Origin of the sequence: Domibacillus indicus, assembly GCF_023715895.1 — a bacterium.
Lineage (GTDB): Bacteria > Bacillota > Bacilli > Bacillales > Domibacillaceae > Domibacillus > Domibacillus indicus_A.
The window spans coordinates 1-20,665 of the sequence record NZ_JAMBOO010000021.1 but is presented as its reverse complement, the minus strand read 5'-3'; the positions used below and the strand labels follow the sequence as shown (position 1 = coordinate 20,665).

General features: G+C 43.8%; 19 protein-coding genes. 11 read left to right on the top strand and 8 right to left on the bottom strand.

Features of this window, described 5'->3' with window-relative positions; genetic code table 11:
* Positions 1 to 106: 106 nt before the first annotated feature.
* Positions 107 to 1,249 (bottom strand): zinc-dependent alcohol dehydrogenase, encoded by a 1,143-nt coding sequence (locus M3221_RS19880; protein ID WP_251273445.1) that lies wholly within the window; start codon positions 1,247 to 1,249, stop codon positions 107 to 109.
* Between the two features lie 153 nt (positions 1,250 to 1,402).
* Between M3221_RS19880 and M3221_RS19875 the strand changes: the two genes are divergently transcribed.
* Positions 1,403 to 1,876 (top strand): DinB family protein, encoded by a 474-nt coding sequence (locus tag M3221_RS19875; RefSeq protein WP_251273444.1) that lies wholly within the window; start codon positions 1,403 to 1,405, stop codon positions 1,874 to 1,876.
* 41 nt (positions 1,877 to 1,917) lie between these two features.
* On the opposite strand, the gene hxlB is transcribed toward M3221_RS19875, so the two are convergent.
* The 3 genes from hxlB to M3221_RS19860 all read right to left on the bottom strand — a co-directional run bounded on the left by hxlB (position 1,918) and on the right by M3221_RS19860 (position 3,617).
* On the bottom strand, positions 1,918 to 2,463 hold the full coding sequence (hxlB, locus tag M3221_RS19870; RefSeq protein ID WP_251273443.1) for a 6-phospho-3-hexuloisomerase: 546 nt from the start codon (positions 2,461 to 2,463) through the stop codon (positions 1,918 to 1,920).
* Complete coding sequence (gene hxlA, locus M3221_RS19865; RefSeq protein WP_251273442.1) at positions 2,463 to 3,104, bottom strand: 3-hexulose-6-phosphate synthase; 642 nt, start codon at positions 3,102 to 3,104, stop codon at positions 2,463 to 2,465. Before hxlA ends, hxlB begins: the two co-directional genes overlap by 1 nt.
* Positions 3,105 to 3,242: 138 nt before the next feature.
* Positions 3,243 to 3,617 (bottom strand): winged helix-turn-helix transcriptional regulator, encoded by a 375-nt coding sequence (locus M3221_RS19860; protein ID WP_251273441.1) that lies wholly within the window; start codon positions 3,615 to 3,617, stop codon positions 3,243 to 3,245.
* A 146-nt stretch (positions 3,618 to 3,763) separates the two neighbouring features.
* On the opposite strand from M3221_RS19860, the gene M3221_RS19855 reads away from it, so the two are divergent.
* On the top strand, positions 3,764 to 4,729 hold the full coding sequence (locus M3221_RS19855) for a Gfo/Idh/MocA family protein (protein ID WP_251273440.1): 966 nt from the start codon (positions 3,764 to 3,766) through the stop codon (positions 4,727 to 4,729).
* A 12-nt stretch (positions 4,730 to 4,741) separates the two neighbouring features.
* Here M3221_RS19855 and M3221_RS19850 read toward each other — a convergent pair whose 3' ends face one another.
* The gene (locus tag M3221_RS19850) at positions 4,742 to 5,467 is read right to left on the bottom strand and encodes a YqjF family protein (protein WP_251273439.1); all 726 of its coding nucleotides are present in this window, start codon (positions 5,465 to 5,467) and stop codon (positions 4,742 to 4,744) included.
* 16 nt (positions 5,468 to 5,483) lie between these two features.
* Positions 5,484 to 5,948: a hypothetical protein gene (locus M3221_RS19845; RefSeq protein WP_251273438.1), complete on the bottom strand. Its 465-nt coding sequence runs from the start codon at positions 5,946 to 5,948 to the stop codon at positions 5,484 to 5,486.
* 119 nt (positions 5,949 to 6,067) lie between these two features.
* Between M3221_RS19845 and M3221_RS19840 the strand changes: the two genes are divergently transcribed.
* Positions 6,068 to 6,514 carry a DUF4385 domain-containing protein gene (locus M3221_RS19840; RefSeq protein WP_251273437.1) on the top strand — a complete coding sequence of 149 codons (447 nt, stop codon included), beginning with the start codon at positions 6,068 to 6,070 and terminating at the stop codon, positions 6,512 to 6,514.
* Between the two features lie 53 nt (positions 6,515 to 6,567).
* Here M3221_RS19840 and alaP read toward each other — a convergent pair whose 3' ends face one another.
* Together alaP and corA are read right to left on the bottom strand one after the other, a co-directional pair.
* Complete coding sequence (gene alaP, locus M3221_RS19835) at positions 6,568 to 7,965, bottom strand: alanine permease AlaP (protein ID WP_251273436.1); 1,398 nt, start codon at positions 7,963 to 7,965, stop codon at positions 6,568 to 6,570.
* A gap of 442 nt (positions 7,966 to 8,407) precedes the next feature.
* Positions 8,408 to 9,358 (bottom strand): magnesium/cobalt transporter CorA, encoded by a 951-nt coding sequence (gene corA / locus M3221_RS19830; protein WP_251273435.1) that lies wholly within the window; start codon positions 9,356 to 9,358, stop codon positions 8,408 to 8,410.
* Between the two features lie 484 nt (positions 9,359 to 9,842).
* On the opposite strand from corA, the gene M3221_RS19825 reads away from it, so the two are divergent.
* The 8 genes from M3221_RS19825 to M3221_RS19790 all read left to right on the top strand — a co-directional run bounded on the left by M3221_RS19825 (position 9,843) and on the right by M3221_RS19790 (position 20,461).
* A complete protein-coding gene (locus M3221_RS19825; RefSeq protein ID WP_251273434.1) occupies positions 9,843 to 10,745 on the top strand; it encodes a catalase family peroxidase in 903 nt (300 codons plus the stop codon).
* 100 nt (positions 10,746 to 10,845) lie between these two features.
* The gene (locus M3221_RS19820) at positions 10,846 to 12,243 is read left to right on the top strand and encodes an N-acetylmuramoyl-L-alanine amidase (RefSeq protein ID WP_251273433.1); all 1,398 of its coding nucleotides are present in this window, start codon (positions 10,846 to 10,848) and stop codon (positions 12,241 to 12,243) included.
* A gap of 51 nt (positions 12,244 to 12,294) precedes the next feature.
* A complete protein-coding gene (locus M3221_RS19815) occupies positions 12,295 to 13,005 on the top strand; it encodes an MBL fold metallo-hydrolase (RefSeq protein ID WP_251273432.1) in 711 nt (236 codons plus the stop codon).
* A 115-nt stretch (positions 13,006 to 13,120) separates the two neighbouring features.
* On the top strand, positions 13,121 to 14,275 hold the full coding sequence (locus M3221_RS19810; protein ID WP_251273431.1) for a DNA topoisomerase: 1,155 nt from the start codon (positions 13,121 to 13,123) through the stop codon (positions 14,273 to 14,275).
* A 733-nt stretch (positions 14,276 to 15,008) separates the two neighbouring features.
* Positions 15,009 to 16,802, top strand: coding sequence for a group II intron reverse transcriptase/maturase (ltrA, locus tag M3221_RS19805; protein ID WP_251273430.1), 1,794 nt, complete (start codon positions 15,009 to 15,011; stop codon positions 16,800 to 16,802).
* A 79-nt stretch (positions 16,803 to 16,881) separates the two neighbouring features.
* Entirely contained in the window at positions 16,882 to 17,907 is a 1,026-nt protein-coding gene (locus M3221_RS19800; protein WP_251273429.1) for a type IA DNA topoisomerase, read from the top strand.
* Between the two features lie 76 nt (positions 17,908 to 17,983).
* Complete coding sequence (locus M3221_RS19795; protein WP_251273428.1) at positions 17,984 to 19,045, top strand: GGDEF domain-containing protein; 1,062 nt, start codon at positions 17,984 to 17,986, stop codon at positions 19,043 to 19,045.
* Between the two features lie 216 nt (positions 19,046 to 19,261).
* Entirely contained in the window at positions 19,262 to 20,461 is a 1,200-nt protein-coding gene (locus M3221_RS19790) for a class I SAM-dependent rRNA methyltransferase (protein ID WP_251273427.1), read from the top strand.
* Positions 20,462 to 20,665 lie beyond the last annotated feature (204 nt).

The following is a 20,665-nucleotide window of genomic DNA, read 5'->3' as shown; positions in this document are numbered from 1 at the left end:
TACAGGACCGCTCTTTTTCTTTTGTTTTTTGAATCGTATACTTTTGATTAGTGGCTGTTTCTATATAAAAAATAAAATCCGCCCTGTAAGAGGCGGATATTTCATTTTATGGTTTTAGGACTACTTTAATACATTCATCTGCGTGATCGTTAAACATTTGATAAGCCTCGCCTGCCTGCTCGAGCGGCACTTTGTGGGTAATGATTTCTGTCGGGTCAATCTCGCCGGCTGTAATTTTCTCAAACAGCTCCGGCATGTAGTGAATCACAGGTGCCTGGCCCATTTTTACGGTAATATTCCGCTCAAACAAGTAGCCGAGCGGGAACATGTTATACAAAGAACCGTAAACGCCAGTGAGCTGGATTGTTCCGAACTTGCGAACCGCTCTCAAGGCGATTTGGATCGCACTTAATGTGCCGCCCTGCAGCTTGAGTTTTTGCTCGATCGCTTCAACCGGCGATTTTTTTCCGTCCATGCCGACACAGTCAATGACAATATCCGCGCCGCCATTGGTGATTTCTTTTAAATGATCACCCATGTTTTTGTATTCTGAGAAATTAAATACTTCAACGTTATTCATCTTCTTGGCATGAGCCAGGCGATACGGAACGTGGTCCACAGCAATGACCCGCTTTGCGCCTTTCATCCAGGCAAACTTCTGTGTTAATAAGCCAACCGGTCCGCAGCCAAGTACAACGACCGTATCTCCTGCTTTCACGCCGGAATTTTCAACGCTCCAATAAGCAGTCGGCAGAATATCGGATAGGAATAAAACCGATTCATCCTCAAGCTCGCATGATTCCGGAATCACAAAGGGCATAAAGTTTCCGTATGGCACGCGCAGATATTCTGCCTGGCCGCCAGGGAAGTTTCCGTAGCGCTGTGTAAAGCCGAAATAACCGCCCGAATCAATATGAGGGTTGGCGTTAGAGTTGTCGCACTGGCTCTCCATATCGTGATTACAGTAGAAGCACTGGCCGCAGGAAACGTTAAACGGCAGCACCACGCGGTCGCCTTTTTTGACTTTTGTGACGTCCGGCCCGACTTCCTCTACAATTCCCATCGGTTCATGGCCGATTACATAATCGTCTTCTGCCGGCGGCAGGGCACCCTGGTAAATGTGTAAATCAGAGCCGCAAATGGCTGTTGAGGTAATACGGACAATAATGTCTTCCCGCTTTTGAATCGTTGGATCTGCTACATTCTTTACCTGCATGTTTTTAATGCCTTGATAGGTAACTGCGCGCATGAAAAAACCTCCTGATTTTTAGAATAGTTTTCTTTTACCCGCATGACGGAATATTATGCTGAAAAAACGCGTATTCCTTTTAAATGGTACAGGGTTTGTTTCCTGTTATAGTAGAAACAAGGAACATTTAACATAAAGAAAGGCGGATTACAAATGAATCAGTTATATGATTATCATGTATGGGCGAACGAACGAATGCTGGATCATCTGGCTTCATACCCTTCCGTTTTTACCAAACCGATGGCAGGGCCGTTTTCCTCTATCGCTCGGACATTTGAGCATATTTATGACGTAGACCGAATATGGTTTTCACGAATGAAAGAATCCAGTGAACCGGCAGGCGGCGAAACAACCTTTTCGACTGCGGCAGAAGCGAAAAAAGCTTTTACGGATCTCGGAAAAGAAATGAGCAGGTTTTTACAGGAAGTACGAAGCGGTGATACAATGATTAACTATCGAACGAAAGAAGGGGTGCTCTTTCAAAATACGTTATCTGAGCTTGTGACCCATGTGGTCAATCACGGCACTTCCCACCGTGGAAATGTGGTAGCGATGCTGAGAACAGCAGGATATGGGAGCTGCCCGACTGATTTTATTTATTTTTTGCGGGACAATCCATCTACATAAAGTAAAAAAAGGCCGCTTTAAATAAGCGGCCTTTTTTACAGCTATTCTAAATTGGCATGGCGCCCGTACATACGGCCGGAATTCATTCCGCGTTTTTCCATGATCGTTAAAATAAGCGAATCATAAAACAGCAATAAGCTTTGTTCAAACAAAGAACCCATCGGCTGAATCGATTTATTGCTTGTATCGGCTTTTGTCTGAGCAGGAATCTCAATGACGATGTCTGCAATCTGGCCGATCGATGAATCCGGCACGATCGTAATAGCCGCTACATCCGCGCCGATCGACTTGGCTTTCTCCGCCATCGCCACAAGGCTTTTTGTTTCACCCGAGCCAGAACCGACGATAAACAAATCGCCTTCTTCTACATTCGGCGTGATCGTTTCGCCCACAACGTACGGATCCAAGCCGACATGCATCATGCGCATCGCGAAAGATTTTGCCATAAACCCGGAGCGTCCTGCGCCCGCTACAAAGATTTTTTTCGCTTCAAGGATGTGATTTACAAGCTGCGTTGCATCTTCATCACGGATAAGCTGAGCGGTTGTGTGAACCTCCTGCAGAATGCGTTCAAGCTGCTTGGTCATTAAACCGTAACCGTGTCTTTGATAAGCTTCTGCATTTCGGCAGCTGCTGCTTTTTTATCATCTTGGCTTGTGATCCCGCCTCCGACGATAACAAGATCGGGCTGTTCTTTAATCACTTCCGGAAGTGTTTCAAGCTTAATCCCACCGGCAATCGCTGTTTTCGCATTTTTTACAACGCTTTTAATTGTATGCAGATCTTCAAAGGAGTTTTTACCGACTGCCTGCAAGTCATAGCCCGTATGAACACAGATGTAATCAACGCCAAGGGCGTCAAGTTCCTGCGCGCGTGTTTTAATGTCTTTGACCGCAATCATATCCACAAGAATTTGTTTGCCTTGTTTTTTCGCTTCTTCTACGGCGCCTTTGATGGATGCATCTTCCGCCTGGCCAAGGATGGTCACAATGTCCGCACCTGCTGCTGAAGCTTGTGACACTTCGTAGCCGGCTGCATCCATAATTTTAAGATCCGCCAGCACGTCCAGGTTCGGGAACGCTTCTTTCATAGCTTTAACCGCGTGAAGCCCTTCGTTAATGATAACGGGCGTGCCAATTTCAACGATGTCAACGTGGTCCTGTACTTCCTTCACAAGCTCGATACCTTCCGGAATGTTTACAAGGTCTAACGCTAATTGTAATTTCATGATACATGCTCCTTTTTTGTTTGATGTTGTTCATTGTAAAGTGAAGCTGAGCAAAAAAGAAGTACGCACTTTAAACTCATATAGTGCTGAAAAGTATACTGTCCAATAAAAAAGAGCGTGCTTCGCACACTCTCTTGATTATTTATTATGTCCAATTTCTACAGCAGGTTCATCCACTTGTTCTTCAATAAATTCCTTATATTTCTTGCCCCAATCGTACATCGATTCAAGAATGGGCATTAAAGTCCGGCCCTGGTCCGTCAAGGAATATTCTACTTTTGGAGGCACAACCGGATACACTTCACGGTGAACGATAAAATCCGATTCAAGCTCACGCAGCTGATTCACAAGCATACGCTGCGTAATGCCGGGCATTAACGATTTTAATTCGTTGAACCGTTTTGTTCCTTCTTTCCCTAAATACCAAAGAATCAGCATTTTCCATTTCCCGCCGATCACCGCCAGCGTCAGTTCTTTTTCACAGTTGAATTCTCTTGCGCATACATGTCCCACTTGCAAGCCCCCCTTTTCGAACAGTATACAATATGTATGTACAGTTCAAAAAGAAACTTGTTTGGCCGGCAGTTGATCTTGGAGCGTTTTGCTGAGAAAATAACAAAGAACAGCGGCTAGTATTTTGGATAAGAGAGGGATTACATATGAACATCGCAACGATTGGTACAAGCATGATTACAGAGCGGTTTATTGATGCTGTCAGCAAAACAGATGCATTGACGTTTGCCGGCGCTTTCTCCCGTTCGGTCGAAAAAGCAAAGGGGCTGGGAGCACCGCGCATTTTCACAGACCTTGCGGAGCTGGCGTCTGATGAAACCGTTGATGTTGTATACATCGCTTCGCCTAATTCACTTCACTTTGAGCAGGCGCTTTTTTTAATGAAGCATAAAAAGCATATTATTTGTGAAAAACCAATGTTTTCAACGGCTGACCAGTGCAGAGAAGCCTTTCAAACAGCGGAAGAAAATGGCGTATTTTTATTTGAAGCGTTCCGCAATTTGTATACGCCAAACCATGCACGCTTAAAAGAGGTGGTTGAAAAAGTCGGTCCGATCCGTCATTCATTTTTGCAGTATATGAAATACTCGTCCCGCTACGATAATGTACTGGCTGGGGAAGAGCCGAATATTTTCTCATCGAAGTTTTCCGGCGGTGCGCTGGTTGACTTAGGCGTATATCCGATCAGCCTGGCTGTTTCCTTGTTTGGCAAGCCAGAGCGTATCAGCGCCCATGTGACGATGCTGCCGACAGGAGTGGATGGAAGCGGTTCGGTTATTCTGGATTACGGCACACATGTGTGTACCACAATGTTCTCAAAAATAACGGATTCGTTCCTGCCGGGTGAAATCAGCGGCGAAAACGGCACGATCAGCCTTGATCACGTGGCACCAATTGCAAGCATCCAGTTTACAGATCGTTTTTCAGGGGAGCAGGAACAGCTTGCCGTTGCAGAAGAAGAAAACGATATGATGTATGAAGCAGAAGCGATTGCAAAAGCGATTCAGTCAAATGACCGCAACCTGTATGAGCACTACCGGAACATAAGCGAAATTGTGATCGAGATCACGGAAGAAGCGCGCAGACAGGCCGGCGTCGTCTTTACTTCATAAGAAAAAACGTGTTTACCTGGCGATTTGTAACGGCCAGGCAAACACGTTTTTTTTATGGGCAAAATGAGCGAGCGGCTTTTGCTCAAAAACCGCATCCGGCAAAAAAGAAAGGGACGGCGGATCCAAAACCGTACAGCGCGCTTCTGCCACACGCCACCGGTCATGGTGAATATCTCCGCGGAAAACAAAGCCGCCTTTTTGATCAAACAGGCAATAGCGTTCAAGCAGCCAAAAGTCTATACTGCCTTCCTGCGGGATAAAGACAGAGGAAGAAGGGAAATAAACCGCACGAAAAGGATGTTTGCTTCCTGATTGAAAGTTCACCCTTTGATTGCGCACAAGCAGTTTCATTTGAGCATGGTAATACGGAAGAAGAGAAGCGGCCCGTGCCCCCAAAACGACCGGCCATTTATCGACACCAAGGCTGAAAAAGTAAACACCGGGAACGCCTTTATACGTGACGTAAGTGCGTATATTGATTTCTAAATAGGAATGATAAAAAGGAAAAGGCGGCAGGCCGCGCAGGCGGGTGCCGCGGGCTAAAAAAGGCACAATGCTGACCCAGGCGCTGCCGCCGAACAAATCAAGAGAAAGAGCGGCTGGGATATGTGGTTCGAGCTTCTTGGCTGAAACAGGCCAGTGAAGAAAAAGCATAAAATCCCATTGCTGTGCTGCGATCCAGGGAGAAGAAGGGAGCGCAAAAGGACGCTGGCTCGTTTCACTGAAAGCGTTGGCCATTTCACGGGACTCCTTTCTATTTCTGTTCTGTGTCTAACCCATCTTCTTCTTTTTTAGGAGCAGATGCTTTTTCTAAAAGAGCTGTTAATTTGTCGTTGGCATCTTTTACCCATGGTTTCATTTTTTGAAGATCAGGAGTGTCTTTTTGTGCTTCGGCTATAAGCGGGTAAAGGCTTTTTTCAATAGCTGTGTATTCTTCTGGATATTGCTCTTCCACTTCAGCTTCAGCTAAATCCCAATGTTCTTCCAGGCTTTCTCCGGCTTTTTGAAGCTCCTCACCGCTTTCAGAGGATTCAATATGGGTGTTTACGCGGTCAAGCATACTTTGTACATTTTGAATTTTACTTGGCAAATCACGCGCCTGTTCCTCGATGGTATCGGTTTCGGTATCCAGTACAGGCTGTTCACTTTCGTCCGTTCCGCATCCGGCTGTCAGCATCCCTGCCAGGAAAAAAGAAGCAGCATAGTAGGTTTTTTTCATGATGATCCCCTTTTCATCTTTTTTACTACTATTTACAAATGACACCGTTTTAAACGCTTTTTTTGCTTCGTTTGGCTCTTAAAAGGACGGGTAAAAAGAAGAAAAAGGAGAGAAGCATGATGGCATTTGATTATTCGCTCGACTTTGACCATATTGACTTTCGAAAAGACCCCGAAAAATACCGTGTCGGCCGGGGTGAGCAGGGGGTACTGCTTGTGGAGCCCTACAAAAGTGAAATTTTGCCGCACTGGCGCTTTAAAACACCCGATATTGCCCGGGAATCATCAGAAAAGATTTACAGCATGTTTTTGGAATACAAAGAAAAAAATGATTTTGTCGGCATGGATATGGCACGCAAGTTTTTGCAGATGGGCTATACGCGGGCACGCCGTTACACAAACTACAAAGGCGGCCGCAAATATAATAAAGAAGGAAAGATAAACGAGCGGAATATTGATGAAGAAAAAGCGCAGTCAGCAGCGATTTTCCAGACCAAATGGAAAGCTGTGCGCGAAGATCAGGAGTACTTAAAATTGAAAAAAGAACATCAGAAAAAATATGGCTGATCGTAAAAAAGAACCGGCCTGCTCAGGGCAGGACCGGTCCGTTGAAAGAGCTCTTATGCATTTTTGCGGTGAAAACCTTTGGCATAATATACAACCGTTAATGAAAGCAGCCAAAGCGGACCGACAATCAGGGCAATTCTTGTGTCCGCACTAAAGCCCATTACAACAATGACGCCTGCTAGAAACGCAAGAGAGATGTATGAAGTAAAAGGAAATAGCGGAACCTTGTATTTAAGTCCTTGCTGCTGTTGCGGGTTCAAGCTTTTTCGGTAGCGAATTTGTGAAAGCAAAATAACCGCCCATGTCCAAATCGCTCCGAATGTTGCAATGCTCGTTACCCATGTAAAAACTTTAGCAGGTACAAGATAGTTCAACAAAACGCCAATGAGCAGCACGCCGGCAGAAGCAATAATCGCTTTGCCCGGAACACCGTTTCGAGTCAGCGTTTGATAAGAAGAAGGTGCTTCCCCGTGTTCTGCCAGATTAAACAGCATGCGTCCTGTACTGAAAATACCGCTGTTGCAAGATGAAAGAGCGGCCGTTAGGACAACAAAGTTGATAATGCCGGCTGCTGCTGGAATACCCACTTTTTCAAATGTCAGGACAAACGGGCTTCCTTGTGTACCAATTTCGGTCCACGGATAAATAGACATAATGACGAACAAAGCGCCCACATAAAAAATTAAAATCCGCCAAAACACAGAGTCAATCGCTCTGGATAATGACTTTTCCGGGTTTTTTACTTCCCCGGCTGTAACACCGATTAATTCAATGCCCAAATAAGCGAACATAACCATCTGCAAAGATAACAGAAGTCCTTTTGCACCATTCGGGAAAAAGCCGCCGTTCTCCCAAAGATTGCTGATTCCGGTTGCAATACCACCGTTTCCGATTCCGAAAGCGATCATTAACACACCGATTACAATCATCGAAAGAATCGCAACAATTTTGATGAGGGCAAACCAAAACTCCAATTCCCCATATGCTTTTACCGCTAAAAAGTTAACGGTTGTCATAATAACCAAGGCGGCTAATGCCCAAATCCAGGCTGGAACATCCGGATACCAGAAGCCCATATAAACGCCGACTGCGGTAATTTCCGCCATACAGGTTACAACCCATAAAAACCAATAGTTCCATCCAGTTATAAATCCGGCCAGCGGGCCAAGATAATCACGCGCGTATTTACTAAATGAACCGGCAACAGGCTTTTCAATCGCCATTTCACCAAGCGCACGCATAATAAAAAACATCACCATGCCACTCACAGCATAAGCAAGCAAGATTCCTGGACCGGCCATTTTAATCGCGGTAGCGGAACCTAAAAAAAGCCCGACGCCGATGGCTGCGCCGAGTGACATAAGTGTAATATGCCTTTCTTCTAATCCACGGTGCAGTTCATTGCTGTTGTTTGGCTGAGGCGCTATTTTCTTTGACTCTAGTTGTGCCATTTGTGTTCTTCCTTTCCTTAAAATAGGCTCCAAAATGGAAAAAATTTCTCTGAGATGCTTCAAGAAATTAACGCACTTTCTCATTGTATCCCTGTGCTGTTTCGGTTGGCAAGAAAAATAAGAAAGAAACATAACCTCCTTTTTTGCTGAAACAGGGAAGCTGGTGAAGAATGAATCAAGAGAATCCTTGATACGACTTGTTTGATACCGCTTACAATCTGGAGCGTATGCCCATTTTAACATTGATTGATAGAAAAATTGTTTGTGGAGAAATAAAAATTTTTTTCGCTTGTTTGGGAATATAAACAAAAAGAAGAGGAAGAGTTTCGTGAAAAAAGAGTCCGTTTTTAGTTAGATACATTTCATTTTTCCCTGCTCTTTAAAAAAGAAACAGCTGGAAAAAATGGAAAAAGCACCGGTGCTTTTCACCAGTGCTTTTTCATTAATGATCCTGCCGGAACCAGCCTTTTCTCCAGAAAAAGACAAACATGGACAGGGAAATGCCAGCCATGACACCAAGAACGATAAAATAACCGTAGTGCCAGTGTAATTCCGGCATATGATCAAAATTCATTCCGTAAATGCCGGCAATAAACGTAAGCGGCATGAAAATCGTTGTGATGACTGTTAATGTCATCATAATGCTGTTCATACGATTTGAGTTCACCGAAAGATAGCTGTCACGCATATCTTTTGTGAGTTCCCGGTTTGATTCAACGATTTCTGTCAGCATTAAAAGATGATCATAAATATCTTTAAAATATAGTTTGCTTTTTTTACCCATTTGAATCCGGTCTGAATTCAGTACACGGTATAACAATTCCCGCATCGGAAAAATAATCCGGCGCAGCTTCAGCAGCTCTTTTCGAATATCAAATAAATCATCTGTGCTCGCCTGGTCTGCATCCTCTGCTTCGAGCTGGATTAAGCTGTCCTCAATCTGATAGACGCTCGGGAAAAAGTGGTCGACTACTTTGTCAACAAGATGGTATAAAACCTGAACTGGGTTTAAGTTTTTTATTTTTTTAGCATCTAGCAGACGTTCCCATACTGTGTCAATTTCAACAGACTTTTTCCGATGAAAAGTTACAATATAGTTTGCACACCAAAAAATATCAATCTCTTCCGGATCAAGCGTTTTTTGATTGATGGATTGAATAATCATAAAGTTGTGATCTTCATAGTAATCCAGCTTTGGCCGTTGAATAAAATGCAGGCAGTCTTCAATCGCCAGCGGGTGAAACGCGAAAAAATCCTGTAAAATCGTCGTTTCTTCGTTTGTCGGCTGGTCAAGGTCCACCCAGTACCAAAGGATGTTGTTTCCGCGAAGGTCTTCAAGCGGGATGTTATGCAACACAGCTTGATCAGCCGTAATGGCAGCCGTTCGGATCATGCGCATCACCTTCTTTTTGTAGTAAGCCCTTAACAGTATACAGCATATCCGCATGTTTGTAAGGAGAGAAGGGAGAGAACAGGGAGCAGACGAAACAGATTTCTGACTAATTTAAAGGAGCGTTCTATTTTTAAATTATTACCTGCCCGCTCCGGTTTCCGGCAAGCGGGGCAGTAGGCCTTGCACTGTATGGTGTCTTTACCGGTGCTTCACAGGCGGCTCCTGTCCGCAACTCTATTGCAGCAGCACTGGGAATAATTCAATGGGCAAGTGTTCCGGCTTTTGAGAATCACGGTCTTTGGCTCGCTTTTATAAGCTTTACACTGGCTCGTTCTGTTTCTCTTGTTTCTTATATGCCGGCGCTTGGACGCCGACTGTTTCCGCCTGAGAGGGACAGGGACATGGATAAGAAAGCCTTTGCTGATCAAACTTGAATCAGCAAAGGCTTTTTTGGGTATGGATGAATAAAAAAGGAGGCAGCGATATGAACGAAAAGTACACGGGCTTAGCCGAAACGGCGATCCAGTCCATTGAAAAAATTGCAGGCACTCATCCAGGATTTCGGAGAGCGCATGCAAAAGGCTGCTTTTATCAAGCTGTTTTTGTTCCAAATGGGGAGGCTGCACCGTATACAAAAGCCGCGCATTTGCAGCAGAAACCGGTGCCGGCAGTCGTCCGTTTTTCAGACAGCTCACCAAATCCAAATATGATCGATAGTCTATCACCAGTAAAAGGGATGTCTGTTCAGTTTCACCTGCCCAATGGAGAAGAAACCTATTTGGTTAGTGTAAATGTTCCGGTTTTTTTAACGAAAACACCGGAAGCGTTCGTGGAAATGATGAAGCTTGCCGCAGAAGGGCCGGGACCAAGAGATTTAATAAAATTGTTTATCGACTATCCGGAAAGCAAAGCGGCTTTTCAGATTTTAAAACAAATGAAGCCGTTCGTCAGCTATTCAACGAGCCGCTATTTTCCTATTCATACATTTTACTTTGTCAATGAAGCAGGCGACAGGCAGCCTGTAAAATATGAATGGATACCAGAGAAATCGTTTAGCGCAGAAGCAAAAAAAGAAGCCGTTACCCATCCCGCAGATTACTTAGAAAAGGAATTGGAAGATGAGCTGCCTGTCAGCTTTACACTTTCTATTATTCTAGGAAAATCGGGAGATGCCACGGACGATTCAACCGTACTTTGGCCTGAAGACCGGCCGCGTATTTCTGTTGGTCGTCTGGAAATAAGAGAAAAAATTCTCCAGCCAAATGACCGGGTCATTTTCGATCCAACTGTGCTTCCGGATGGGATAGAGTGTTCGAATGACCCGGTTTTGCATGCCCGCCAGGCTATTTATGCTGCTTCTTCTTTACGTCGTTTTAACGGTCTGTAACAGAAATGAAATACAATTGACCCAAAAAAAACGTTAAAATGAAATAAATAGAAACGATGTATAGGTTAAAAGCGGCATATTTTTGAATGGAGGCAACAAAGTGAAAAAATGGACGATGTTTATCACGGCATTATGCCTGGTTCTTTCTCTGCTGGGCATTCAAGCACCTGTTCAGGCAGCGGGATTTAACGATGTTCCATCGCGTGCAGTTAAGGAAGTAAATTACTTAACGCAAGGAAAAGTTATTTACGGTGTTACTCCGTCATCATTTGCTCCAGGAGCAACATTGACGCGGGCGCAAGTGGCCATTTTTGTCGGACGGACCCTGCAGCTTAATGGACAGCAGAGGGATACTCGTTTTTCCGACGTGGGAAAAGGGAACACGGCGTCCGGCTATATTGAAGCCATGGTTGATAAAGGCATTATGCTCGATACACCAGAAAATCGATTTTTCCCTTCTAAAGCCGTTACACGCGGTGACATGGCCATCATTTTACAAAGAGCATTCGGTTATTCCGGAAATGCTGAACAGGCTCTTTTAAAGCTTGGGATTGCCAGCGGAATGGAAGACGGCACATTTGGCACGAATAAAACGATTACCCGCGCGGATTTTGCGGTGTTTCTTGCGCGTGCCGTGAATCCATCTTTTCGCTTGAAACAGTCAGCTTCTTTTGAGTCAGCACTTGTGTCAACCACAAACAACTTAAATATTCGGACTGGTCCATCAACGGATTACACGTCTATCGGCAAAATTTCGGCCAACACAAAAGTATCGGGTGCCCATTCTGTAGGCGGCTGGACTTATGTAAAAGCAGGGTCTCTGACCGGTTTTATCAGTTCTTCTTATTTGCGCTCATCGTCAGGAAGTACAGCGCCTGATGCACCGGCTCCAGCTCCGTCACCAAATATGGATTCTGCTTTGGCCGGGCAAACGATTATTTTAGATCCGGGCCATGGGGGCAAAGATTCCGGCGCGGTCGGCAATGGCTTAAAAGAAAAAGACGTTGTGCTCAAAGCCGGCCTGCAAGTAAGCAGCCTTTTAAAAGGAACACCGTTTACGGTAAAAATGACCCGGTCTTCGGATGTCTTTATTGAACTGCTTGACCGTTCTGCGTTTGCGAAAAATGAAGACGGAGATATTTTTGTCAGTATCCATGCAAATGCCGCAACACCTGCAGCAACAGGTACAGAAGCGTATTATTATTCAGCCGGCAACCAGCATGCAGCCGACAGCAAGCTTCTTGGCGAAAAGATTCATGCACGTATGCTTGCCGCATGGGGCCTTCGCGACCGCGGTACGAAACCGGGCAATTACTCGGTTCTTCGGGAAAACAGCATGCCAGCCACATTGCTTGAGCTTGGTTTTATCACAAATGCAGGAGACGCTGCCAAGATGGCATCTGATGCTCAAATGAATAAAATGTCTATTGCGATTTACAATGGGATCCTTGATTATTACAAAGCAAAAGGGTTTAGCGTAGATGCTTATTACAAATAAAAAATGGCTTCCGTCTTGAACGGAAGCCATTTTTCATCGGAGGAGATTGTCATGGTCCGCATTCAAAAAACGGGAAGTTTATATCAAATTTCTTTTATGCCCTCCTTATTTCCGGTTAACTGCTATATGGTTGAGGAAGAAAGATTTCTTACGTTGATTGATGCAGCGCTTCCATTTAGTACAGCCGCCATTATGAATATGGTGAAACGATTGGGCAAGCCGATTGAACACATTGTACTTACGCATGCTCACGAAGACCATATTGGCTCAGTCGATCGATTAAAAGCATTTATGCCTGATGTGCCCGTTTATATATCTGCACGCGACGCCCGGATTTTGAACGGAGATTTGACGGTTGATGCGGATGAAGCACAAAAGCCTATCAAAGGCGGTGTTCCAAAAAGAATGAGCACAAAACCGGATGTAGAACTGAATGAAGGAGATCGAATTGGCTCGCTCGAAGCCGTGTTTACGCCAGGCCATACGCCGGGTTCCATGTCGTTATGGGACACCCGGAACAAGCACCTGATTGTTGGAGATGCTTTTCAAACACACGGAGGAATGGCGGTTGCCGGCACGTTTAAACCGCTGTTCCCTTTTCCTGCATTCGGAACGTGGGATAAGGAGACCGCGATCGAAAGTGCCAAACGGATTCAGGCGCTTCAGCCAGCGCTTCTTGCGGCGGGCCACGGCAAGATGGTGCCAAATCCAGAGAGCGCCATACGCCAGGCAATTGGCGAAGCAGAGAGAAAACTGAGCTGAAAAAAGAGCGAAGCCTAAAGCCGGCTTCGTTTTTTTTTTTGCGTTTGCGAAAAAGAAATCCCCCCTTTATAATGAGGATATCGAACGTTTGTTTTTGTAGATAGGAGGAAAAGCCATGCAGGCGATCATTGCTGAAAAAGCATCACAGGCCGAGGCGCTTGCCGCTCCATTCCGCCATGCGAAAAAAGGAACACACATTGAGATTGCACCGTGTGAAACATTTCCAGATGGTGCGCTGCTCGCCTGGTGCAGCGGCCACTTGTTTGAAATTGTACCGCCGCATGAGATGGACCCTAAATTAAAGAGATGGCACCTTGAAACACTGCCAATGATTCCACAAACATTTAAATATAAAATCATTCCAGCTAAAACGAGCCGGTTCAAAGCAGTCAAGGAAATTATTCGAAATCCGGCCGTAACCGAAATTATCTCCGCGGGGGACCCGGCACGTGAGGGAGAGCTCATTGTGCAGCTCGTTGTCCGCATGTCTGGTGTTAATAAACCGATGCGGCGCCTTTGGGTAAGCAGCTTAACACCGAGAGCCGTGGAGCAGGCTTTTGCTAATCTGCGGCCCATTGAAGAGACGATGCCGCTTTACCACGAAGCGATGGCCCGCAGCTATGCAGACTGGCTCATCGGCATGAATGCGAGCCGTGCTTATACGCTCTTAATTCAGTCTAAAACAAAAGGAGCAGGGCGGGATGTATACGCCGTCGGGCGCGTGCAGACACCTACGCTTGCTCTTGTCGTCAAGCGGGAAAAAGAGATTCTTACCTTTGTATCCAAGCCATTTTATGAAGTTGTGGCGTCTTTTAACATGGATGGAGCTTTATATGAAGGAAAATGGATAAAAGAAAAAGAAACGCGCTTTTATGAACGGGAGAATGCAGAAGCAATCCGGGACGAGTGCATGGGAAAAGAAGCGGAAGCAGTGGAAGTGAAAACGGAAAACAAACCGGTGCCGCCGCCTGCTTTTCACAGTTTATCCACGCTGCAGGCACTTGCGAACAAGCGGTTTAATTTTTCGCCAAAGAAAACATTGGAGGTGACGCAGTCTCTTTATGAACGGTCTTACGTGACCTATCCCCGGACCGACAGCAATCATGTAAATCCAGAAGAAGCTGCGGCTTTTCCAGCTATCTTAAGGAAGTTATCCCAGCTCGAGCCGTACAAACAATGGGCCGCCGGGACGACACGTTCCATCCTGTCGGATAAACGGTATGTAGACTCAAAAAAAGTAAGCGATCATTATGCCAGTGCGACACGTTAACCTGAAATCCTTGAAGAAATGATAGGTGGGATGGTTTATTAGAAAACTAAGTAATCCTTGAAAGGAATGAAAGCCTTCATGCTAGGCTGAAACTTTCACACTAATACTCCCTTTAGCAGGAAAGTGGGCTATAACGGACTTGTTAAAAGCAGGGTGAAGTCGGCGAAATCTACAAGAAATCTAGGGAATTGTAGATCAGAGTAGTCGGGTGGCGTGACATACGGTGAGAATGTATCAAGAGATACTGACGAATTTCTGAATGTACGGGTCTATAAGTGTAATCTTTATCTGAGAAGATAAAGGTGTACCGAATACGGTACGTTAGTGAGGATGAGTAAGATTTTGCGTTATGAAAATCCTTATACCAAGCGATGATGGTATCAAGCTAACAGGCTCAAAGGAAACACCTAAGTGTCATAATAAGCGGGAATACTTGGAACGTGGAAAGTTAGAAACTATCACTAATTAAGTTAAAACCCATAGGCCGGGGATAGGTGCAGTCGAAAAACCGACTAGGTTATAAGCTGCTTTATTCTGACGAGAGTGATGCCACAGTACCTATGAAGCAGTGATAATAAGCTGTGGAGGGATAGGCATTAGTCATGGATTTTAAAGTTAAATAAATTCGGTCAAAAACTCTGTTTTTCTGGTGAGACAGGGAAAGCAACTTCTTAAAGAAAGGAGTTGTCCCAACAGAGATATGAACAAATACAGATACAATGATTATTATGGAATGACAGAAATATTAGATGGGCTTTACCAGAAATCAAAAGATGGTAAGTCATTTAATAGACTTATGGATATTGTCAGAAGCGACAATAACATAAGATTAGCATTTAGAATGATAAAGACGAATACAGGAAGCAATACAGCAGGAACAGATGGAATAACTATAAAAGAGATTAAAGACAGCAATATCGAGGAATATGTGCAATTGATCAAAGAGAAATTAAAATGGTACAAGCCAAATAGTGTTAAGCGAGTGTATATTCCGAAAGCAAACGGTAAAACAAGACCGTTAGGTATTCCAACTATGGTAGATAGGATTATCCAGCAATGTATTAAGCAAGTATTAGAACCTATCTGTGAAGCACAGTTTCATCCACATAGTTATGGTTTCCGACCGAATCGAAGCAGTAAACATGCACTCTCAAGAATGGCCACTCTGATCAATACGGGTAAGTTTTATTATACGGTAGACATTGACATTAAAGGATTTTTCGATAACGTCAACCACACCAAATTAATTAAACAGCTGTATTCCTTGGGAATACAGGATAGAAAACTCTTGAGTGTCATTAAAGAGATGTTAAAAGCGCCGATTCAAGGAATTGGAATACCAAGCAAAGGAACTCCGCAAGGAGGTATTTTATCACCACTCCTAGCAAACGTAGTACTGAATGAATTTGATTGGTGGATTTCTTCACAATGGGAAACGTTTGAAACAGTAAAACGATATAAAACCAAAGTGAGCCAAAAGAATCAGTTAAGGAAAACTAATCTTAAACAGATTCATATAGTAAGGTACGCAGATGATTTTAAAATCATGTGTAAAGACTTCCACACTGCCAAGAAAATTTATGAAGCTACTACAAGGTGGCTAAAAACCAGACTGAAACTCGATATTAGCGATGAAAAATCAAAAATAATCAACTTGAAGAAAAATTCATCTGACTTCCTTGGATTTAAAATCAAAGCTGTAAAATTAGGTAAGTCTAGGCACGGATATGTAGTCCACTCACATGTCTGTGATAAAGCATTGTCACGCTTGAAAGAAGCAATCAAACAACAAGTTTCTCTGATTTATCAAGAAGTTAATTCTAATAACGTGACGAAGCTCAACAGCATGATACTAGGATGGCAGGAGTATTATAAGAGTGCCACACATGTAAGTATAGACTTTGCCAAATTAGCTTTCTCTGTAAAAAAGTTCATGCATCACAAACTTAGGCAAATCGCGAAATACGGTGTACCGGTAGTTGAGGAAATGTCACCTATACATCAAAGGCTATATGGAAATTCGAAGCTAAAAATTTGGAAACTTCGTAATGTGTATATATATCCCATTAGTTACGTAAAACATGAGAGACTGCTAAATTTCTCTCAAGACATATGTGACTACTCTCCCTCCGGGAGAGCCATTTCATCAAAGAAACTAACATGCCGAACGAGATCAAAAGTGATCGAACTGGCGAGGAGATATAATCCATACGAAAGTGCCGAATATAACGACAACAGAATTTCAAGGGCCTCTATGTGTGGAATGAAATGTGAAGTAACGGGGCTTGAACTAGACGTTGAGCAAGTCCAGTGTCATCATGTGACACCAAGACATTTCGGAGGTACGGACGAATATCAGAATTTAAAAATCGTTCACAAAGCGATCCATAAGTTGATACATGCGACTAACACAGAAACGATTCGGAATTATCGATCTCACATAATAAATCAAAAAGCTCTCGAAAAACTAAATGAGCTTAGAAGACATTGTAAACTGGACGGAATTTATTTAACTTTTGATACATGATGGAACGCCGTATGATGGGAAACTATCACGTACGGTGTGAAGGAGGGGAAAATAAGTACACTTAACGAGTAATGTCGAAGTGGAACATTACCTATTCCTATTTATTCCAACAGAAAAAGTTCCATCTCTTCATTCATTAAGCGGTGATGAGCGAAAGATTTATGATCTAATTGCTCGTTCATTGATTGCTGCCCATTATAACCCGGCTCTGTTTGCACATTCGACTATCCGAACAGCGGTCGGGCCGCACATCTTTGTGACGAACGGAAAGCGGCTGATTGAGCCCGGGTGGCGTCCGGTTTTGTTTGAAAAGGAAAAAGAGGATGTGCTGCTGCCGAATGTGAAAGAAGGACAAAAAGGCATAGCAGAGGACGTAAAAGTCGTCGAAGGAAAAACCGTCCCGCCGAAACGGTACACAGAAGGGGAACTTATTACCGCCATGAAAAATGTCGGTTACACAGTGGAGGATAAAGAGCTTGGCAATGTATTAAAATCGGTTTCCGGCCTTGGAGAGGAAAGTACACGCTCTAATATTATCGAGCGCCTGAAGCAGCTTGACTATATGAAGATAGAAGAGCACCGCGTAGTACCAATGGCCAAGGCGTTCGTCCTGATTGATGCTGTGGAAAATACGCTGCTCGCTTCACCAGAATTAACAGGCAGATGGGAGCAGCGCTTAAAAGAAATTGGCAAAGGGCAAGCGCCGGCCAATGTGTTTATTGAACAGTCAAAGCGGCTCGCCCAAAAAATTGTGCAGGATGCCATAGAGCACTCTTCCGGCTGGTCATTTGATGCGCCGTCTAAGCCAGCCGCACGTGACAGTCAGCCGCTCGGTGCATGCCCGAAATGCGGAAGCGCTGTTGTAGATAAAGGGAAATTTTTCGGCTGTTCCGCTTACCAATCATCGAAATGCGGGTTTATACTCGGCAAAAAAATGCTCGGCAAGTCAATCAGTGCAGCGAATGTAAAAAAGCTTCTCGAGAAAGGAAAAACGAACTTAATCAAGGGCTTTAAAGGAAAGCGGCCATTTGACGCTTATCTCGTTTGGAAGGATAAAAGTGAAGGCACCGTTCAATTTGAATTTAAAGCTCAAAAAAACCAGTAGTCATATATACCTACTTCCTATATACTATCAATAAAGAAGAGCTCCAATGCCAAGGCACTCAGGAAGGCGGATCAATATGGCGCAAAAAGTTTCCTCGGATGCAAACTACATGGTTATTTTACAACAGTCGGTGTATATGGCTTTTATCATTCATTTTGTGTGGGCTTTGCTTTTTATATGGCTGGAGGTGCCGTTTTTAGTGGCAGCCAATATTGCAAGCTGCTTCCTCTATATAGTGAATTATTTTCTTGTTAAAAATGAAGCATACCGCTTATATTTTATTTTAGCATTATCAGAAATTTCCATTCATGCATGCCTGTCTACTTTCACTTTTGGATGGGAAGCAGGCTTTCACTATTACGGCATTATTCCTGTGTACGGTGCTTTCTTTTTTCCAAAAATGAGTAAAAGTTATAAATGTACCGCTGCTATACTGAGCATTTCTCTTTATATTGGATTGTACTTTATTAGTGATCGGGCAATCATTTCTCTTTCTGCCCATATGATTGATTTCCTCTATGTGTTAAATATAGCGGCGGCTTTTCTTATTATTGCACTTCTTGGCTCGTTTTTTCGAAGTTCCGTTGACCGGATGATTGATCATTTAAATGAAACAAATGAAAAACTCAACATCATGGCCAGTACAGATTCGTTAACCGGCTTGTTTACAAGAAGGAAAATGTATACTTGTCTTGATAAAGGGATTAGAGGGCAGCTTCCGTTTTTTGTTTTGCTGCTGGATATCGATTATTTTAAACAATTTAATGACTGCTACGGTCATGATTGCGGAGACAAAGCGCTTGTAACGTGCGCGAAAGTGATTGAGCAGCTGGCCGGTGAAACAGGCTCTGTATCCCGCTGGGGCGGCGAGGAATTTTTGATCATGCTGCGAAGCGAAACAAAAGAAGAAGCGGCAGCACTGGCAGAAAAAATACGGCGTTCCGTTGCACATCAGCCGGTCGTTAACCGGGATCGCACACTTTTTATTTCGGTTACGATCGGCCTGGCTGAATGGCGGATAGGAAAAGAAATTGAACACATCATTCATGAAGCAGATTGTGCCTTGTATGAAGGGAAAAAGAAGGGACGCAATTGCGTCGTTTTATATAATGATCAAACAGCGGCTCTGTATACATAAAAAGAGCCGCTGTTTTATTACGGAAGGCGGTCAAAACGTAACCGCAGCAATGAGCAAAGCCCTGAAAAAAACAGCCTTTTACAGAGACCCTGCACTATTTTTACCGTGGTGTAAAAATCTCTCCCCAACCCTTTTTCATTGTATCATCATAGTTAAAACGTGCTGTTTGCACCTAGGTTTTGATAAGATAAAGAAAAAAGCGTTCAGGGGGCTGGAATGAAAACACTGATCAATATAAAGGTAAACAAAAAAGCGGCAGCAAAGCTTCGCGCGGGATACCCTCTTCTTGAAAAAGAAGCGATTGAAAACCCGAAAGCACTCAAAGAAGAAGGAGATATTCTCCGTATTTTAGATGATAAAAAAAACTATATCGGTACCGGCTATTACGGCGTACAAAATAAAGGCATTGGCTGGATCATCACCCGGGAGCCAGAAGAATATATCGATGCCGCTTTTTTTGCCCGCAAAATAGAGGCGGCTTTTCAGCACCGTAAAGAGCTGATGAAAGACCCTGATACGACGGCTTTTCGCTTGTTTAATGGTGAAGGAGACGGAATTGGCGGGTTAATTATCGATTACTATGACGGCTTTTATGTTATTCACTGGTACAGTGGGGGTATTTACTCATTCCGGAAAGACATCCTGGCTGCCATGCGCGAGAAGCTCGAATTCAAAGGGATTTACGAGAAAAAGCGCTTTGACCAGAAAGGACAGTATATTGAAGATGATGACTTTGTAGAAGGAGAACGCGGTGAGTTTCCAATGCTGATCAAAGAAAATGGCGTGAATTTTTGTGTGGATTTAAATGACGGTGCCATGACCGGGATTTTTCTTGATCAGCGTGAAGTAAGAAATGCGATCCGCACAAGATATGCCAAAGATGCGGAAATGCTTAATATGTTTTCCTATACAGGCGCATTTTCTGTTTCTTCTGTGCTTGGCGGCGCTGTAAAAACAACAAGTGTTGATGTCGCCAACCGAAGCAGGCCAAAGACGATCCAGCAATTTGAAGCGAACGGAATCGATGTCTCGGAGCAGGAAATCGTCGTGGACGATGTGTTTCAATATTTTAAATACGCTGCCCGAAAAAAGCGGACCTTTGATCTTGTTGTTGTCGACCCGCCCAGTTTTGCGAAAACAAAAAAACGGACCTTCAGCGCAGCAAAAGATTATACAAAGCTGCTTGAAGAAACGATTCAGTTAACGAAGCATAAAGGCATCATTGTCGTCTCTACAAACAGCAGCGCTGTGGATGTAAAAACATTTAAGAAGTTTATTAAAGAAGCCTGCAAGGAGCAGGGAGCGTCTTATGAGATTGTCGAGCAATACGGGCTGCCGGAAGATTTTCGAACTATAGAGGCTTTTCCTGAAGGCCATTATTTAAAAGTGATGTTTGTAAAAATTAAAAAGAAATAAAAAAACGGCTTCCGTACAAGGAAGCCGTTTCAGCTTGTAGACAAAGCCTTCATTTCGAAGGCAGTGTCTGCAGGCTTTTTTTCTTACGATTAGTCAACAGATTTTCTTTATTTCCATCAAATAATTAAAAGACCATGTTCCTGAAAGAATGAGACTAAGATTTAAATTCTAGTTTTAGACATGACAAATAATCCTAGCACATAT

Coding starts and splice junctions, on each gene's coding strand:
- M3221_RS19880 (WP_251273445.1), bottom strand. CDS start 1,249: ATGCGCGCAGTTACCTATCAAGGCATTAAAAACATGCAGGTAAAGAAT.
- M3221_RS19875 (WP_251273444.1), top strand. CDS start 1,403: ATGAATCAGTTATATGATTATCATGTATGGGCGAACGAACGAATGCTG.
- hxlB (WP_251273443.1), bottom strand. CDS start 2,463: ATGACCAAGCAGCTTGAACGCATTCTGCAGGAGGTTCACACAACCGCT.
- hxlA (WP_251273442.1), bottom strand. CDS start 3,104: ATGAAATTACAATTAGCGTTAGACCTTGTAAACATTCCGGAAGGTATC.
- M3221_RS19855 (WP_251273440.1), top strand. CDS start 3,764: ATGAACATCGCAACGATTGGTACAAGCATGATTACAGAGCGGTTTATT.
- M3221_RS19850 (WP_251273439.1), bottom strand. CDS start 5,467: ATGGCCAACGCTTTCAGTGAAACGAGCCAGCGTCCTTTTGCGCTCCCT.
- M3221_RS19845 (WP_251273438.1), bottom strand. CDS start 5,948: ATGAAAAAAACCTACTATGCTGCTTCTTTTTTCCTGGCAGGGATGCTG.
- M3221_RS19840 (WP_251273437.1), top strand. CDS start 6,068: ATGGCATTTGATTATTCGCTCGACTTTGACCATATTGACTTTCGAAAA.
- alaP (WP_251273436.1), bottom strand. CDS start 7,965: ATGGCACAACTAGAGTCAAAGAAAATAGCGCCTCAGCCAAACAACAGC.
- corA (WP_251273435.1), bottom strand. CDS start 9,358: ATGATCCGAACGGCTGCCATTACGGCTGATCAAGCTGTGTTGCATAAC.
- M3221_RS19825 (WP_251273434.1), top strand. CDS start 9,843: ATGAACGAAAAGTACACGGGCTTAGCCGAAACGGCGATCCAGTCCATT.
- M3221_RS19815 (WP_251273432.1), top strand. CDS start 12,295: ATGGTCCGCATTCAAAAAACGGGAAGTTTATATCAAATTTCTTTTATG.
- M3221_RS19810 (WP_251273431.1), top strand. CDS start 13,121: ATGCAGGCGATCATTGCTGAAAAAGCATCACAGGCCGAGGCGCTTGCC.
- ltrA (WP_251273430.1), top strand. CDS start 15,009: ATGACAGAAATATTAGATGGGCTTTACCAGAAATCAAAAGATGGTAAG.
- M3221_RS19795 (WP_251273428.1), top strand. CDS start 17,984: ATGGCGCAAAAAGTTTCCTCGGATGCAAACTACATGGTTATTTTACAA.
- M3221_RS19790 (WP_251273427.1), top strand. CDS start 19,262: ATGAAAACACTGATCAATATAAAGGTAAACAAAAAAGCGGCAGCAAAG.